Source organism: Paeniglutamicibacter sp. (genome assembly GCF_046714615.1).
In the GTDB taxonomy this organism is placed as follows: Bacteria; Actinomycetota; Actinomycetes; order Actinomycetales; family Micrococcaceae; genus Paeniglutamicibacter.
Genome location: NZ_JBKKAP010000146.1, coordinates 108,818 through 124,526, shown reverse-complemented (window position 1 = coordinate 124,526; position 15,709 = coordinate 108,818). Strand labels below are relative to the sequence as shown.

At 65.4% G+C, this 15,709-nt stretch carries 14 protein-coding genes; 2 read left to right on the top strand and 12 right to left on the bottom strand.

The genetic code is table 11. The features are described from left to right. Nucleotides 1-2 precede the first annotated feature (2 nt). The 4 genes from ctaD to ACLQ7E_RS17540 form a co-directional block, all read right to left on the bottom strand. The gene (gene ctaD, locus ACLQ7E_RS17555; RefSeq protein ID WP_411733858.1) at nt 3-1,721 is read right to left on the bottom strand and encodes a cytochrome c oxidase subunit I; all 1,719 of its coding nucleotides are present in this window, start codon (nt 1,719-1,721) and stop codon (nt 3-5) included. 6 nt (nt 1,722-1,727) lie between these two features. Continuing rightward, nucleotides 1,728-2,603, bottom strand: a complete 876-nt coding sequence (gene coxB / locus ACLQ7E_RS17550) for a cytochrome c oxidase subunit II (RefSeq protein WP_411733857.1) — start codon at nt 2,601-2,603, stop codon at nt 1,728-1,730. Between the two features lie 205 nt (nt 2,604-2,808). Further along, the gene (locus tag ACLQ7E_RS17545; RefSeq protein ID WP_411733856.1) at nt 2,809-3,183 is read right to left on the bottom strand and encodes a HesB/IscA family protein; all 375 of its coding nucleotides are present in this window, start codon (nt 3,181-3,183) and stop codon (nt 2,809-2,811) included. Nucleotides 3,184-3,291: 108 nt separating this feature from the next. Beyond that, complete coding sequence (locus tag ACLQ7E_RS17540; RefSeq protein ID WP_411733855.1) at nt 3,292-4,701, bottom strand: dipeptidase; 1,410 nt, start codon at nt 4,699-4,701, stop codon at nt 3,292-3,294. A 70-nt stretch (nt 4,702-4,771) separates the two neighbouring features. Here ACLQ7E_RS17540 and ACLQ7E_RS17535 point away from each other — a divergent pair, with 70 nt between their 5' ends. Further along, the gene (locus ACLQ7E_RS17535; RefSeq protein ID WP_411733854.1) at nt 4,772-5,353 is read left to right on the top strand and encodes a DUF3043 domain-containing protein; all 582 of its coding nucleotides are present in this window, start codon (nt 4,772-4,774) and stop codon (nt 5,351-5,353) included. Nucleotides 5,354-5,550: 197 nt separating this feature from the next. Here ACLQ7E_RS17535 and ACLQ7E_RS17530 read toward each other — a convergent pair whose 3' ends face one another. Then, nucleotides 5,551-6,642, bottom strand: coding sequence for a quinone-dependent dihydroorotate dehydrogenase (locus tag ACLQ7E_RS17530; RefSeq protein WP_411733853.1), 1,092 nt, complete (start codon nt 6,640-6,642; stop codon nt 5,551-5,553). Between the two features lie 61 nt (nt 6,643-6,703). Between ACLQ7E_RS17530 and ACLQ7E_RS17525 the strand changes: the two genes are divergently transcribed. Then, the gene (locus ACLQ7E_RS17525; protein ID WP_411733852.1) at nt 6,704-7,903 is read left to right on the top strand and encodes an alpha/beta hydrolase; all 1,200 of its coding nucleotides are present in this window, start codon (nt 6,704-6,706) and stop codon (nt 7,901-7,903) included. 20 nt (nt 7,904-7,923) lie between these two features. Here ACLQ7E_RS17525 and ACLQ7E_RS17520 read toward each other — a convergent pair whose 3' ends face one another. The 7 genes from ACLQ7E_RS17520 to ACLQ7E_RS17490 form a co-directional block, all read right to left on the bottom strand. Next, a complete protein-coding gene (locus ACLQ7E_RS17520) occupies nt 7,924-8,754 on the bottom strand; it encodes an isoprenyl transferase (RefSeq protein WP_411733851.1) in 831 nt (276 codons plus the stop codon). Further along, nucleotides 8,751-9,503, bottom strand: a complete 753-nt coding sequence (recO, locus tag ACLQ7E_RS17515) for a DNA repair protein RecO (RefSeq protein ID WP_411733850.1) — start codon at nt 9,501-9,503, stop codon at nt 8,751-8,753. The genes ACLQ7E_RS17520 and recO overlap by 4 nt, the downstream gene beginning before the upstream one ends. 81 nt (nt 9,504-9,584) lie before the next feature. Continuing rightward, the gene (leuA, locus tag ACLQ7E_RS17510; RefSeq protein ID WP_411733849.1) at nt 9,585-11,324 is read right to left on the bottom strand and encodes a 2-isopropylmalate synthase; all 1,740 of its coding nucleotides are present in this window, start codon (nt 11,322-11,324) and stop codon (nt 9,585-9,587) included. 255 nt (nt 11,325-11,579) lie between these two features. Next, the gene (era, locus tag ACLQ7E_RS17505) at nt 11,580-12,551 is read right to left on the bottom strand and encodes a GTPase Era (protein WP_411733848.1); all 972 of its coding nucleotides are present in this window, start codon (nt 12,549-12,551) and stop codon (nt 11,580-11,582) included. Further along, nucleotides 12,548-13,858: a hemolysin family protein gene (locus ACLQ7E_RS17500; protein WP_411733847.1), complete on the bottom strand. Its 1,311-nt coding sequence runs from the start codon at nt 13,856-13,858 to the stop codon at nt 12,548-12,550. The genes era and ACLQ7E_RS17500 overlap by 4 nt, the downstream gene beginning before the upstream one ends. After that, nucleotides 13,858-14,331, bottom strand: a complete 474-nt coding sequence (gene ybeY, locus ACLQ7E_RS17495; RefSeq protein WP_411733846.1) for an rRNA maturation RNase YbeY — start codon at nt 14,329-14,331, stop codon at nt 13,858-13,860. The genes ACLQ7E_RS17500 and ybeY overlap by 1 nt, the downstream gene beginning before the upstream one ends. After that, nucleotides 14,328-15,443 carry a PhoH family protein gene (locus tag ACLQ7E_RS17490; protein WP_411733845.1) on the bottom strand — a complete coding sequence of 372 codons (1,116 nt, stop codon included), beginning with the start codon at nt 15,441-15,443 and terminating at the stop codon, nt 14,328-14,330. Before ACLQ7E_RS17490 ends, ybeY begins: the two co-directional genes overlap by 4 nt. Nucleotides 15,444-15,709 lie beyond the last annotated feature (266 nt).

Here is a 15,709-nt window from a genome sequence, read left to right as displayed (position 1 = left end):
CTCTACTTGTCCTTCTGGTCTGCCGGGCCGAAGATCTTGGCAACCGCGGTGTCCGGGGTCGAGCGTGCGCTCAGTTCCGGGTGGTGGAGGTCAAGAGCCGGGCGCTCGGAACGAATGCGCGGAATCGAGTGGAAGTTGTGGCGCGGCGGCGGGCAAGAGGTTGCCCATTCCAGCGATGCACCAAAGCCCCACGGGTCATCCACGGTGACCTTCTTGCCGTGGCGGTGCGTGGTCCAGACGTTCCAGAAGAACGGGATCATCGACATGCCCAGGATGAAGGCGAACACGGTGGAGAACTGGTTCATGGTGGTGAACCCGTCTTCCGGCATGTAGTCCGCGTAGCGACGCGGCATGCCGATGACGCCCAGCCAGTGCTGGATCAGGAACGTGCCGTGGAACCCCACGAACAGCATCCAGAAGTGGATCTTGCCAAGGCGCTCGTTGAGCATCTTGCCGGTCCACTTCGGCCACCAGAAGTAGAAGCCTGCGAACATCGCGAAGACCACGGTTCCGAAGACCACGTAGTGGAAGTGGGCGACCACGAAGTAGGTGTCCGAGACGTGGAAGTCCAGCGGCGGGGCCGCCAGGATGACGCCGGTCAGGCCGCCGAAGAGGAAGGTCACCATGAAGCCGATGCTCCAGAGCATCGGGGTCTCAAAGGTGATCGATCCCCGCCAAAGTGTGCCGATCCAGTTGAAGAACTTCACGCCGGTCGGTACCGCGATCAGCATCGTCATGAAACCGAAGAACGGCAGCATGACAGAGCCGGTCACGTACATGTGGTGTGCCCACACCGAGACGGACAGCGCAGCAATCGAGATGGTTGCGAAGACCAGGCCCTTGTAGCCGAAGATCGGCTTGCGGGAGAACACCGGGAAGATCTCAGAGACGATGCCGAAGAACGGCAAAGCAATGATGTAGACCTCTGGGTGGCCGAAGAACCAGAACAAGTGTTGCCACAAGACCGGTCCGCCAGCTTCCGGATCGAAGACGTGCGCTCCGAACCTCCGGTCCGCGCCAAGCGCGAACAGTGCTGCTGCCAGCGGCGGGAAGGCCATCAGGATCAGGATCGCGGTGATCAGCGTGTTCCAGGTGAAGATGGACATGCGCCACATGGTCATGCCCGGTGCACGCAGGCAGATGATCGTGGTGATGAAGTTGACCGCGCCCAGGATGGTACCGAAGCCCGAGAGCGCCAGGCCGAAGACCCAGAGGTCTCCACCCACGCCGGGGCTGAAGGTGGTGTTCGACAGCGGCGCATAGGCGAACCAGCCGAAAGAGGCTGCACCCTGCGGAGTCAGGTAACCGGCCAACGCAATCGTCGAGCCGAAGGAGAAGAACCAGAATGCCAACGCGTTCAGGCGCGGGAAGGCGACGTCCGGTGCACCGATCTGCAGCGGCATCATGACGTTGGCAAAGCCCGCGAACAACGGGGTTGCGAACATCAGCAACATGATGGTGCCGTGCATGGTGAACAGCTGGTTGTACTGTTCCTTGGTCTGCAGGATCTGCATGCCCGGTTCGAACAGCTCGGCGCGGATGACCAAGGCCATCACGCCGCCGATGCAGAAGAAGATGAACGACATGATCAGGTACATGTACCCGATCGTCTTGTGGTCGGTGGAGGTGATCCAGTTGACGAAGATCCGTCCCTTGGAAACCGGAACCACGCGCGGCGAGAGGGTCTTGGCCTCATCGGTTGCGTATTCGTAAGTAGTCACGATGGATTACTTTCCTTCCGATGCGTGGGCCGAAACCTGGTTGACCTCGCCGGCCTTACGGTCGTACTCTTCACCGATGTGGCCATCCTTCATGGTGGCCAGCTGGTTCAGGAATTCGCCTTCGGAGACAACCTCCACGTTGAAGAGCATCTCCGAGTGGTATTCACCGCAGAGCTCAGCGCACTTGCCGTCGAATCGTCCTTCGACCTGTGGCGTGAGGTAGATGTAGTTGGTCTTGCCCGGGATCATGTCGAGCTTCTGCAGGAATGCAGGAACCCAGAACGAGTGGATGACGTCGCGGCTGTTCAGCTCGAGCGTGACGGTCTTTCCAACAGGCAGGTACAAGGTGGGCAGAGTTTCCTCGACGCCCGCTTCACCGGTCAGGTGTGCCTGAACGGTGGATTCGTACTTTTCCTGGCCCTGGTACGTGTAGTTGTAGTCCCATGCCCACTGCTTGGCACGGACGTCAACGACAAGCTCGGAATCCACGGGGGTGTTGATCGTCTTCTCGGTGCTGTCCGAGAACGTGAAGAACGTCAGAACCAGCACGAGCGGCACGGCCGTGTAGAAAATTTCGATGGGCAAGTTGTAGCTGAGCTGGCGCGGGTAGCCAGTGTCGTTCTTGCGGCGGCGGTAGGCGATGATGCACCAAAGCATCAGACCCCACGTCAAGATACCGATCACAAGTACGGTTATCCACGTGTTGACCCAGAGATCCTGGACCATACCGGTGTGGTTGGTGGTATCACGTTCGACGTTTGGGAGCCAACCTCGCTGGACTTCCGCTGAACATCCCGTCAACAACAACGCGCCGGCGCCGGCAATCGCCAAGACTTTGGCTATGCCTTTCCGGCGGCTGCTGGTTCGGTCTTGCGAACTCACAGACGGCCCTTCCTCTTTGTTGGTGCTGAATGAGTCTTCGACACCCAGCGGCCGGACTCAAGTGAATCAACGCTGATGAGGTCGAAGAAAACCATAGTTTTACTACTTATCGTAGAGCTTACCCTCTCGGGCATGCCAATGCCGACCAAAACACCGCCCAGGGACGAAGATGTCTCAACGTATGGGCGGTGCATTTGGTTCCGTCTTAGTGGAAGGAATCTCCACAGGCGCAAGAGCCCCCGGCGGAGGGGTTGTCGATGGTGAAACCCTGCTTGGAGATGGTGTCTTCGAAGTCAATCGAAGCGCCGTCCAGGTAGGGAACGCTCATCTTGTCCACGACAACCTCAACGCCGTCGTAGTCCTTGACGGCGTCGCCCTCAAGCAGGCGCTCGTCAAAGTAAAGCTGGTAAATCAGGCCCGAACATCCCCCTGGCTGAACGGCGACGCGCAAACGAAGATCGGTGCGGCCTTCCTGTTCAAGCAGTGAACGGACCTTTTCTGCTGCGAAATCCGAAAGCTTGACCTCGTGGCTCGGAAGCTCGGTGGTGTCCGCGGTGGTCTCATTGGCTGCAGTTGTCATGCGTGATCCTCCATATACTGCTCACTTGGGCGACGCCTCAAGCGTGGCCCCTCATCTTCAATGGTACGACGACTCCGCAAATGCTGGCGCGGCGACCTCGTGCTGGCCCTATAGCCCGTGGTTGTTCAAGCGTGCCAAGAGCAACGCCTCGGCCAAAATTGCATGACGGAAATCGCCCAGGTGCAGCGACTCATTGGCCGAGTGCGCCCTGGAGTCCGGGTCCTCGACGCCGGTAACCAGGATCTGGGCGGCAGGGAAGACTTCCAGCAAGTCGGAGATGAACGGGATGGATCCGCCGATGCCGGTTTCCACGGCCGGAACGCCCCATGCCTCCCCCAGTGCCCAGAGGCTTGCCTGGGCCGCGGGTGCCGAGGTGTCGGTGGCAAATGACTGTCCGGCCTCGTCCGCCTCGAAGGAAACCTGCGCGCCGCCGAGGTCCTGGCCCATGATGTGCTCGCGCACCGCCGCGGTGGCGGCCTCCGGGTCCTGGCCGGGGGCCACGCGCAGGCTCAGCTTGAACCGCGTGGAGGGCAGCAGGGTGTTTGACGAAAACGCGACCGAGGGAATGTCCATGCCGATGATGGACAGGGCCGGCTTGTTCCACAGCCGGTCGGCAATGTTGCCGCTGCCGGCCAACGTCACCGAGTCCAGCACCGAGGAATCTGCGCGGAACGCGGCTTCGGGGTAGTCGACGTTCGCGTGCTCGTTGGAGACCAGCCCCTTGATCGCGACGTTGCCCTGCGCGTCGTGGAAGGTGGAGATCAGGCGCGCGGCCACGGTGGGGGCATCGAGCACCGGCCCGCCGAACATGCCGGAGTGCACCGCGTGGTTCAGCGTGCGGACCTCGACCACTCCCCCGACCATGCCGCGCAGGGACGTGGTCAACGCCGGAACCCCGACCTTCCAGTTGCTGGAGTCGGCGACCACGATCACGTCCGCCTCCAGCCGGTCGCGGTGGGTCTCCAGGAATTGGCGGAAGCTGGGCGAGCCGGCCTCTTCCTCCCCTTCGAGGAAGAAGGTGACGCCCAGGCCGAAGTCGGCAATGGTGTCGAGCACCGCGCGCAGGGCGGCAATGTGCACCATGATGCCTGCCTTGTCGTCGGCCGCGCCGCGTCCGTAGAGTCGGCCGTCGATCTCGGTGGCCGTAAAGGGCTTGGTGTTCCACAGGTCCTCGTCGCCCGGGGGCTGCACATCGTGGTGCGCGTAGAGCAGGATGGTGGGCTTGCCGTCGCTGGCCGGGCGGCTGGCCACGATCGCCGGCCCTCCCATGGCACCGGTGGCGGTGGGTACGCGGAGGATCTCGACATTTTCCATGCCAGCCTCGCGCACCAGCTGCGCCACGGCCTCGGCACTGCGGTCAAGCTGGGCGGGGTCGAACGATTCCCAGGCAATGCCGGGAATCGCCACCAGCCTGCCCAATTCGGAAACAATGCGGTCAAAATCCGCATCGACGTGGGTGCTCAAGGCGTCCCGATCCACGCCGAAAGACGCAGGGGTCGCGGTGTTCTTGGTAGTCATACGAAAAAGCCTACAACCGCGCCGTGTGCCCAATGCCGATGGCGTGCCGGGTGCAAGCTAGACTGGCTACGTGTTTGGACGCAAGAAAGATCAGGCAGCTTCCGTAGAAGCGCCCACAGATGAGACCACAAAGCCCGCCGGCAAAAATGCCCCGACCCCGAAGCGCAGTGCGCAGCAGGCGCAAAACCAGCGCCCGCTGGTGCCCACCGACCGCAAGCTTGCGCGCGAGGCCGAGCGTGCCCAGCGCCTGGAGGCGCAGAACCGCATGCGTCTGGCCAACGAGACCGGTGACGAGCGCTTCATGGCGGCCCGGGACCAGGGACCGCAGAAGCGCTTCGCCCGCGATTACGTGGACCGCCGCTTCATGATCGGCGAATACCTGATGTTCGCCGTATTCGCGTTCCTGATCGTCTCGCTGAGCCTCTCGAAGTTCCCGCAGGTGACCGTGTACGTGACCTTCGCCCTGTGGATCCTAGTGGGCCTGGTCGCAGTCGATGCGTTCATCATGTCGCGCGGCCTGAAAAAGGCCCTGGTCGCCCGCTTCGGCTCGAACGACCGCGGAGTGCTCTATTACGGCATCATGCGCGGACTGCAGTTCCGCAAGCTGCGTCTGCCCAAGCCGCAGGTCCGCCGCGGCGAGGACCCGCGCTAAACCACGCAAAGCGTTCAACTATCCACACCAAGGCGTGTGGCACCCACCGGGACTTGATTCCGACCCGGGAGCCACACGCCTTTTCGCTGCCCGGGAACCACCGGAAGGCATCGGCCCGACTCCCCCCGCTGGCCGCCCAAACGCCGTGGGCCCCATCACCGATGGTTCGGTGAAGGGGCCCGCAAAGCCAAAGGCTACTACTTCTTGGCCAGTGGCCTGCCCTGGGCCTGTGCCGTGGCGAGGGCCTTGTTGATGCCGCGGACCCAGAGCGGTCCCTCGTAGAGGAACGCGGTGTAGCCCTGGACCAGGTCCGCGCCGGCCTGGAGGCGTTCGATGACGTCCTCCCCGGTGCTCACCCCGCCCACCGAGATGATCGCCATTTCGGCGGGGACCTTTTCGCGCAGCACCTTGAGCACCGCCAGCGAGCGGGCCTTCAGCGGCGCGCCGCTCAGTCCGCCCGCCCCGATCTCGGCGACCTTGAACGCGTCGGAAACCAGCGGTTCGCGGGCAATGGTGGTGTTGGTGGCGATGATGCCGTCGAGTTTCAGCTCGGTGGCCAGCGTGGCGACCTCGGCAAGGTCCTCGTCATTGAGGTCCGGGGCGATCTTGACCAGCAGCGGAATGTGGCGCCCGGCGACCCGGTCGGCCTCGGCGCCCACCGCGGTCAGCAGCGGTCGCAGCGTCTCCACGCCCTGAAGCAGACGCAGTCCCGGAGTGTTGGGAGACGACACGTTGACCACCAGGTAGTCGGCGTGGGCCGCCAGTTCGCGGGTTGAGACCAGGTAGTCGGCGACCGCGTCATCGAGTTCCACGGTCTTGGTCTTGCCAATGTTCACGCCGATGACCGGGCGGCGGGCGCCAAAACGGGAGCCCAGGCGCAGCCGTGCGGCGCGGATGCGCGGTGCCACCGCGCGCGCGCCGTCGTTGTTGAACCCCATGCGGTTGATGACGGCCTTGTCCTCGACGAGGCGGAACAGCCGGGGCTGTTCGTTGCCCGGCTGCGCGACACCGGTGATGGTGCCGACCTCCACGTGGCCGAAGCCCAGGTCCGCCAGGGCAGGGATTCCTGCCCCTTCCTTGTCGAACCCGGCCGCCAGGCCGAAGGGCGAGGGGAAGTCGATGCCCATCACGGTGCGGCGCAGCGCCGGATCGGGGGCACACAGCTTGCGCGCGATGACCGACACCCCAAGCTTCTCGGCCAGCCGGAGGGCATCGAAGGAAAAGTGGTGTGCCTTCTCGGGGTCCATCTTCGTGAAAACAAGACGGAAAATCGTGGGGTATATGCGCATGACTCCTAGTCTTCCCCGCAACCCCGCTTCCAAACAACTTCAAGTTCGTTATGCTCAACACATGTCGCACGCCTCCTCACTCGGCTCCAGGCCTGCATTTCCGCCCCGGGACGATCCCAGCGCCGCCTGGCCGGAGTACAGCGCAACGACGCGGCCCGGTGCCTGGGAGCCAGACATCCTGGGCGAGGGGTTCAGCTACACGACCCTGCCGATGGGCGAGGATGCCGAGGGCGAGCTGTGCGCCACGTTGGTGCGCCATCGACGCCCGGCCACAATCCCCGGCCACGTGCGGCCCACCCAGGGTTCCCGGTTGCGCGCCGCCCTTGACAGGCTGTGGCCCAGGCCAACCTCCCCCGCGCCGGTCCCTGCCCCCGGGGCATCCGGGACAGCGGGCAGCCCGGCCGGCTTCGTGCTGGCGGTGCACGGCTGGAGCGACTACTTCTACAACAACGAACTGGCCCGTTACTGGACCGACCGCGGCTACGCGTTCTACGCGCTGGACCTGCGCCGCTACGGGCGCAGCCTGCGCGCACACCACCTGAACCCCGGCTTCACCGCAGCCCTGGACGAGTACGACGCGGACCTGGAAGCGGCCCTGGAAATGATCCACTCGGTGGAAGGGCCGGACGCGACGGGGATCTGCGTGGCCCATTCCACCGGCGGTCTGGTGGCGAGTCTGTGGGTCAACCGGCACCCGGAGGCCTTCGAGGCGTTGATCCTCAACAGCCCGTGGCTGGAGCTGCAGGGCAGCTACCTGGTCCGCTACGCCGCCCAGGGGGTGGTCGAACCCATTGCGCGGCGGCGGCCGCGGGCCAAGCTGCACCTTCCGGAGTTGGACAACTACTGGCGCTCGATGAGCCGGCAGGCGCTTGGTGCCTGGGACCTGCATCCGCGCTGGCGCCCACAGATTTCCTTCCCCGCGACCGCCGGCTGGATCACCGCGGTCATGGCAGGGCACCGGGAGGTGGCCAGGGGGCTGGACATCAAGGTCCCGGTGCTGGTGCTGACCTCGAAGACCTCACACCTGGGCACCAGCTTCGACGAGTCGATGCTGCACAGCGACAGCGTCATCGAGGTCAACGTGGTGCGCGAGCGGTCACTGAAACTTGGCCGGGACGTCACCAACGCGGTGGTCGCCGGGGCCATGCACGATGTGTTCTCCTCCCGGCCCGAACCGCGGGCCGCCGCCTACGCGGCCATCGACCGCTGGGGCGCCGGCTACCTGCCGGGACACGGGGTCCGCGCGGATGCGGCCGCGTAGGCGGCGCTGACGGCCGCCGGTCAGCCGTTCGCCGCCGGCGCCTTGGCGGCCGCCGGCTTGTCCACCGCTCCCCCGTAGCGGCGGTCGCGGCTGGCGTATTCGCGCACCGCATCCCACAGCGTCGTGCGGTCGACGTCGGGCCACAGCTCGTCGATGAACACCATCTCGGCGTAGGCCGACTGCCAGAGCAGGAAGTTGGAGGTGCGTTGCTCGCCGCTGGTGCGCAGGAACAGGTCGACATCCGGCATGTCGGGCTCGTCCAGGTGCCTGGCCACGGTCTTCTCGGTGACCTGCGAGGGCTTCAGGGTGCCGGCTGCGACCTGTTCGGCGATGGCCCGCACGGCGTCGGCGATCTCCGCCCGCCCGCCGTAGTTCACGCACATGGTCAGCTGGCAGGTCTGGTTGGCGGCGGTGAGCTTCTCGGCGTCCTTGAGTTCGTTGACCACCGTGCGCCAGAGCCGCGGTTCGCGTCCGGCCCAGCGGACCCGCACGCCCCAGTCATTGAGCGTGTCGCGCTGACGGCGCAGGACGTCGCGGGAAAAGCCCATGAGGAAGCGCACTTCCTCGGGGCTGCGCTTCCAGTTTTCGGTGGAGAAGGCGTACACCGAGACGTACTTGATGCCCATTTGCACCGCTCCGGCCATCACGTCCAGCAGCGCCGCCTCGCCGGCGCGGTGGCCCTCGGTGCGGGGAAGCCCGCGCGCATTGGCCCAGCGGCCGTTGCCGTCCATCACGATGGCCACGTGTTGCGGGACCAGTTCGGGGCGCAGGACGGGCATCGGGGCATCGCCCGGGCGCACCGCGGGGATGACGGGTCCGGGCTTGCCGGTGATCTTGGGGGCTTTGCTCATCTTCGCTCCACGAGTTTGAGGGATTTCACTGCGCGTTCCAGGTGCCATTGCAGGTAATTGGCCACCACCGCGGCGGCCTGGGCACGGGTGGCCGCGTCCGCTGCGTCGATCACGGCCCATTCGCCGTCAAGCAGGGCAGCGAGCAGGGTCACCGTTGCAGGTGACGGGGACATCGACCCGGCGGGCCGGCAATCGTGGCAGACCACCCCGCCCAGGGGCACGTTGATGGCCTGGTGCGGGCCCACCGCCCCGCAGCGCACGCAGTGGGTGAAGCTCGGCGCCCAGCCCGCGGTGGCCAGGGCCCGCAGCAAGTAGGAATCCAGCACGGTTCCGGGTTCGTGCCCGCCGCGGGCCAGGGTCGCCAGGGCGCCATGCAGCAGGCGGTATTGCGGGGCGATGGATTCGGCATCGGCGTCGGTGAGCCGTTCGGCCGTCTCCAGCATCGCCGCACCGGCGGTGTAGGCGGAGTAGTCGGCCACGAGCGCCTGCCCGTAGGGGTGGCGCAGCTGGGCCTGGATGATGGTGTGCAGCGAGCGGCCGGCCACGATCTGCGCATCGACCTCCATGAACGGCTCGAGGGTTGCCCCCATTTTGGAGCTGGTGCGCCGCACCCCCTTGGCCACCGCACGGATCAGGCCCAGTTCCGGGCTCAGCAGCGTGATGATCCGGTCGGCCTCGCCCAGTTTGTGGGTGCGCAAGACAATACCGCGGGTGCGGTAACTCTTTGCGGTAAACCCTGAACGTGCCACGCTGTCCATCATCTCAAAATAATGGGGGTCCCGTGCACCGTTGCGGCGTACGGGACCCCCATGTACTACGTTTTCCCGGTGTCAGTGCTGGTCGCGCACCGCGCGGTTGACGGCCGAGATCACTGCCTTCAGCGAGGACATGGTGGTGTTGGTGTCAACGCCCACGCCCCAGAGCACGCGCTCGCCCACGGCGCATTCGACGTAGGCCGCGGCGGAGGCGTTGCCGCCCTCGGACAGGGCGTGCTCGGTGAAGTCCAGCACGCGAACGTCCACGCCCTCGTTGGACAGGATGTTGACCAAGGCGTTGATCGGACCGTTGCCGGCGGCCGAGCGGCGGTGCGGGGTGCCGTCGATGAGCAGCGTGGCGGTCAGCGCGAAGCTGCCGTCCTCGGCGGTGTCGGCGGTGGCCGAGCCGAGCTTGAAGCGGCCCCACTCCTGCGCATCCGAGCCCTCGGTGACCGGCAGGTACTCGTCCTGGAAGACCGACCAGATGGCTGCCGAGGAAATTTCCCCGCCCTCGCCGTCGGTCTTGCGCTGGATGACGCCGGAAAACTCGATCTGCGCGCGGCGCGGCAGGTCAAGGGAGTGCTCGCTCTTGAGCAGGTAGGCGACCCCGCCCTTGCCGGACTGCGAGTTCACGCGGATCACTGCCTCGTAGGAGCGGCCGATGTCCTTCGGGTCGATCGGCAGGTACGGCACGCCCCAGGTGATCTCGTCCACGGTCTTGCCTGCCGCGGCGGCCTCGGCCTCCATGGCCTCGAAGCCCTTTTTGATGGCGTCCTGGTGGGAGCCGGAGAAGGCGGTGAAGACCAGGTCTCCGCCGTAGGGGGAACGCTCGGCGACGGGCAGCTGGTTGCAGTATTCGACGGTGCGGCGGATCTCGTCCATGTCGGAGAAGTCCAGCATCGGGTCGATGCCCTGGCCGAAGAGGTTCATGCCCAGGGTCACCAAATCGACGTTGCCGGTGCGTTCGCCGTTGCCAAAGAGGCAGCCCTCGATGCGGTCGGCGCCGGCCAGGTAGCCGAGCTCGGCGGCTGCAACGCCGGTGCCGCGGTCGTTGTGCGGGTGCAGGGAGAGCACGATCGAGTCGCGGTTCACCAGGTTGCGGTGCATCCACTCGATGGAGTCGGCGTACACGTTCGGCGTGGCCATTTCCACGGTTGCCGGCAGGTTCAGGATCATCTTGTTTTCCGGGGAGGCCTCGAGGACCTCGGCGACGGCGTCGGAGATGCGCTGGGCGAATTCCAGTTCGGTGCCGGTGAAGGACTCCGGGGAGTATTCGTAGGTGATCTTGGTGCCGACCAGCTGCTCCTCGTACTTCTTGCACAGCCGCGCGCCGGTCAGGGCGATGTCGACGATGCCGTCCTGGTCCTGGTTGAAGACCACGCGGCGCTGGAGCACCGAGGTGGAGTTGTACAGGTGCACGATGGCCTGCTTGGCACCCTCGAGCGCCTCGTAGGTGCGCTCGATCAGGTGTTCGCGGGACTGGGTGAGGACCTGGATGGTCACGTCGTCCGGGATGCCGCGCTCGATGAGCTGGCGGACGAAGTCGAAGTCTGTTTGCGAGGCGGACGGGAAGCCGACCTCGATCTCCTTGAAGCCCATCTTGACCAGGAGGTCAAACATCTTGTGCTTGCGCTCGGGGCTCATCGGGTCGATCAGGGCCTGGTTGCCGTCGCGGAGATCCACGGCGCACCAGCGCGGGGCGGTGGTGATGTATTTGTCCGGCCAGGTGCGGTCGGGCAGCGAGACGTTGATCTGGTCCTGGAACGGCACATACTTGTGGACGGGCATTCCGGAGGGCTTTTGCAGGTTTTGCATTTCAGTGGGCCTTTTCCTTGGTGGTGAGAAAGTGGGCCGGGACAGTGGGTGACTCCGCAGCGAGGGGTCGGCCGAAGGACGCGTTAGAGTCCTGTTTGGGTCTCGCCGCGGCGGCTTAGTAGAAGTAGTCCGAAATGCACAACTTCACCATAACACCAGGAGTTGGCTGCACCGGAAGCCGGTCGCACAATATTGCAGTTGCTTGTCACATAGTGCCGGGCGCCCCGGAATCCCGGAGCGCCCGGCGGTGCGCATCTAGAAGCCGAGCTTGCCCAGCTGCTTCGGGTCGCGCTGCCATTCCTTGGCGATCTTCACGTGCAGGTCAAGGTAGACGCGGGTGCCCAGCAAGGCTTCGATGGCCTTGCGCGAACGCGTTCCCACGTCGCGCAGGCGCGCCCCGCCCTTGCCGATGATGATGGCCTTCTGGCTCGAGCGCTCCACGTAGAGGTTCACCCGCACATCCAGCAGGGGGCTGTCCTCGGGGCGTCCCTCGCGCGGGATCATTTCCTCGACGACCACGGCCAGGGAGTGCGGAAGCTCGTCGCGCACACCCTCCAGGGCGGCCTCGCGGATCAGCTCGGAAACCATCTTGGCCTCCGGCTCGTCGGTCAGTTCGCCATCCGGGTACAACGGCGGGGAAAGCGGCATCTGCTTGACCAGCACGTCGGCGACCTCGGAGACCTGGAAGTCCTTGGTGGCGGAGACCGGGACGACCGCGGCCCAGCCGCCCTCGCCCAGGGTGTCGACCCCGAGCTGGGTGACTGCCATCAATTGGGCCATCAGCGCTGCCCGGTCAACGGTGTCGGCCTTGGTCACGATCGCGACGATGGGCTTTTTCTGCAACTGTGCCAGCTGGGTGGCGATGAACCTGTCGCCGGGGCCGATCTTCTCGTTGGCCGGCAGGCAGAAGCCGATGGCGTCGACCTCGGAGAGGGTGTCCGCGACCAGGTCGTTCAGGCGCTGGCCGAGCAGGGTGCGCGGGCGGTGCAGGCCCGGGGTGTCGACCAGGATCAGCTGGGAATCCTCGCGGTGCACGATGCCGCGGATGGTGTGGCGGGTGGTCTGCGGCTTCGAGGAGGTGATGGCCACCTTCTGGCCGACCAAGGCGTTGGTCAGCGTCGACTTGCCCGCGTTGGGGCGGCCCACGAAGGAGGTGAATCCGGCGCGGAAGTCATCGGGCCAGCCTCCGGTGGGCAGCATCTGTGGCTTCTTGATGTTCCGGCTCATGATTGCTCCTTGTGATGCCCTGCATCTTTGGCGGCGGATTGTTCGCCGGTCTTGGGTTTTGTTTCTGCCTTGCGCACCAGGATCTTGCCGATCCTGTTGCGTCGTCCGCTCAGGGAGAGGACCTTCATTTCAATGCCTTCGATGGTGGCGTGGGATCCGAGCACCGGCACCGATTCAAGCACCTTGCCCAGCAGCCCGCCCACCGAGTCGACCTCGTCCTCGTCGATGTCGATGTCGAAGAGTTCGCCCAGTTCGTCGATGGAGGTGTGGGCGCGCACCACGAAGCTGCCGTCGCCCACCTCCTCTATCTCGACCTTTTGCCGGTCGTACTCGTCGTCGATCTCACCGACGATTTCCTCGATGAGGTCCTCCAGGGTGACCAATCCGGCGGTTCCGCCGTATTCGTCGATCACGATGGCCATGTGCGTGGATTCCTGCTGAAGTTCGGGCAGCAGCTCGGCCACGGTCTTGGACTCCGGGACGTAGCGGACCTTGCGGGCCAGGTCCTCGACCAGGTCGGTGCTTTCCGGGCTCAGGTGCAGCTTGTAGGCCACGTCCTTGAGGTAGACGATGCCGAAGATGTCATCGGCGCTCTCGCCGATCACCGGGACGCGCGAGCATCCCGAGGCCAGGAACAGGTCCATGGCCGCGTTGAGCCCCTCGCCCTTGGCGATGGTCTTCATCTCGGTGCGCGGCACCATGACCGAGCGGACGTAGGTGTCGTCGAGGTCGAAGACGGAGTTGATGATTTCCGCCGCTTCGTCCTCCAGCCCGTCGCCCTCGGTGGCCCGGTCAACCAAATCGCGCAGGCGTTCCTTGGACAGGAAGCCCTCTTCCTCGGCGACCGAGCGCGGGCTCAGGGCCTGGCCGATGCCCACCAGCCAGGTCGGAATGGGCCCGAGCACCACGCGCAGGAAGCGGACCAGCGGCGCGGTGTAGCGCACGACGGTGTCGGCGTGGCTGCGCCCCAGGCGGCGCGGGGAAACCCCGACCAGCACGAAGCTGACGGCCGCCATGGTGACGGTGGCCAGCAGGCCGGCAAGCCAGATGTTCTCGAGGCGGTCCAGGTAGAGGATGGCAACGGCCACGGCCGAGGCCGTCTCGAACCAGATCCGCCAGAAACGCACCGCGTGCGTGTGGCTCTGGGCGTCGGAGAGGATGTTGGCCAGGTGCGGCGAGGCGTAGTCGTTGCGCAGCGCCTCGGCCTGCTGCCGCGAGATGTAGAGATACGCCGACTCGGCGGCGGTGAGGAGTGCTGCACTGAGGATGAAGACCAGTGCACAGAGCGCGAGGATGACCGCGGTCACTAGTCCATCGTCTCCAGCGGAGCCGGGCGGCCCAGGAAGGCTTCGAGCAGCTGGCGCTGGAGGGAGAACATGATTTCCTTCTCCTCCGGCTCGTCGTGGTCGAAGCCCAGCAGGTGCAGCATGCCGTGGGTGGTGAGCAGCAGGATCTCGTCCTCGACGGAGTGTCCCTGGGCCAGGGCCTGGGTGGTGGCGACCTGCGGGCAGATCACGATGTCGCCGAGCATGCCGGCCTGGGTGGGCGAGCCGGGGACGCCGGGGCGCAGCTCGTCCATGGGGAAGCTCATCACGTCGGTGGGGCCCTCAAGGTCCATCCACTCCACGTGCAGCGCGCTCATCGGCTCCTCGTCGAGCAGGATGATGGAGACGTCGGTTTCCGGGTGGACATAGAGTTCGGCCAGGATGTGGCGTCCCAGCGCGTTGATGCGCTCCAGGTCCGCGGCGATCGCCGATTCGTTGTTGACCTCTACGCTCATGGGGACTGCTCCTGGTTTTCGGGCGCGCGGCCCTGCTGTTTCTTTTCGGGCGGGTGTTCGGGGTTCTTCGAGGTGGTGGCCCGGCGGCGGGCGCGGGCCTTGGAACGGTTGAAGTTGGGGTCCTGGCGCACGGTCCAGCGCTCGTAGGCGCTGACGATGGCGCCGACCAAGCGGTGGCGGACCACGTCGGTGGCATCCAGCTCGCAGAAGGCGATGTTGTCAACGCCCTCGAGGATCTCGGTGACCACCCGCAGCCCGGACTTGGTGCCGCCGGGAAGGTCGACCTGGGTGATGTCTCCGGTGATCACGATCTTGGAGCCGAAGCCCAGGCGCGTCAGGAACATCTTCATCTGTTCGGGTGTGGTGTTCTGCGCCTCGTCCAGGATGATGAACGCGTCGTTCAGGGTGCGCCCGCGCATGTAGGCCAGCGGGGCGACCTCGATGGTGCCGGCTGCCAGCAGCCTGGGCATCGAGTCGGGTTCGATCATGTCGTGCAGTGCGTCGTAGAGCGGGCGCAGGTAGGGGTCGATCTTGTCGGTGAGCGTGCCGGGCAGGAAGCCCAGCTTCTCCCCCGCCTCGACGGCCGGGCGGGTCAGGATGATGCGGCTGACCTCCTTGGCCTGCAGGGCGGCGACCGCCTTGGCCATGGCCAGGTAGGTCTTGCCGGTGCCGGCGGGGCCTATGCCGAAGATGACGGTGTTCTCGTCGATGGCGTCGACGTAGCTCTTCTGGTTCACCGTCTTGGGGCGGATGGCCTTGCCGCGCCCCGAGAGGATCTTCAGTCCCAGCACCGATTGGGCGTCGTCGGCACCGGAGTTTTCCAGCATGCGCACCAGCTGCTCGATGGTCTGGGCGGAAATGCGGGTTCCGTTGCCGGCCAGCGTGCGGGCCTCGGTAATCACGCGCAGTGCCTTGTGGGCCTGGGTCGCATCGCCTGCGACCTTCAGCTCGTTGCCGCGGGCGTGCAATTCCACCTGCGGATAGGCTCCGGCGATCACGCGCAGCAGCTCATCGTGTGCGCCGAGCGTGGCGACCATTTGGTCCGAACTGTCGAACTGGACCAGGGCGTCGGTTCCCCGGGGCTGGCCCACTTGGCTCACTTGTTGGTCCATACGACTGTTGCAGCCTCCGCATTCCGTGCCGGCGAATGGCGCCTGCGGTCTTTCCGCGGCCATGGTTCCCTGCACTTCACCAATCCTATCGTGGATGGCGGCGCCGCGACCGGGCCGCGGCGGCCAAGACGGCCGCGGCATCGCTGCGGGGCATGGGTCCGGCCAAAACCGGAGGCTGAAAGGCATTCGAACCGGTTGTGCAACGATTCGGGCACAACTTCCATTCGTACATATCAATCACGCAACAGTCCACGCGAATCGCGGAT

Coding starts and splice junctions, on each gene's coding strand:
- ACLQ7E_RS17545 (WP_411733856.1), bottom strand. CDS start 3,183: ATGACAACTGCAGCCAATGAGACCACCGCGGACACCACCGAGCTTCCG.
- ACLQ7E_RS17540 (WP_411733855.1), bottom strand. CDS start 4,701: ATGACTACCAAGAACACCGCGACCCCTGCGTCTTTCGGCGTGGATCGG.
- ACLQ7E_RS17530 (WP_411733853.1), bottom strand. CDS start 6,642: ATGCGCATATACCCCACGATTTTCCGTCTTGTTTTCACGAAGATGGAC.
- ACLQ7E_RS17525 (WP_411733852.1), top strand. CDS start 6,704: ATGTCGCACGCCTCCTCACTCGGCTCCAGGCCTGCATTTCCGCCCCGG.
- ACLQ7E_RS17520 (WP_411733851.1), bottom strand. CDS start 8,754: ATGAGCAAAGCCCCCAAGATCACCGGCAAGCCCGGACCCGTCATCCCC.
- leuA (WP_411733849.1), bottom strand. CDS start 11,324: ATGCAAAACCTGCAAAAGCCCTCCGGAATGCCCGTCCACAAGTATGTG.
- era (WP_411733848.1), bottom strand. CDS start 12,551: ATGAGCCGGAACATCAAGAAGCCACAGATGCTGCCCACCGGAGGCTGG.
- ybeY (WP_411733846.1), bottom strand. CDS start 14,331: ATGAGCGTAGAGGTCAACAACGAATCGGCGATCGCCGCGGACCTGGAG.
- ACLQ7E_RS17490 (WP_411733845.1), bottom strand. CDS start 15,443: ATGGACCAACAAGTGAGCCAAGTGGGCCAGCCCCGGGGAACCGACGCC.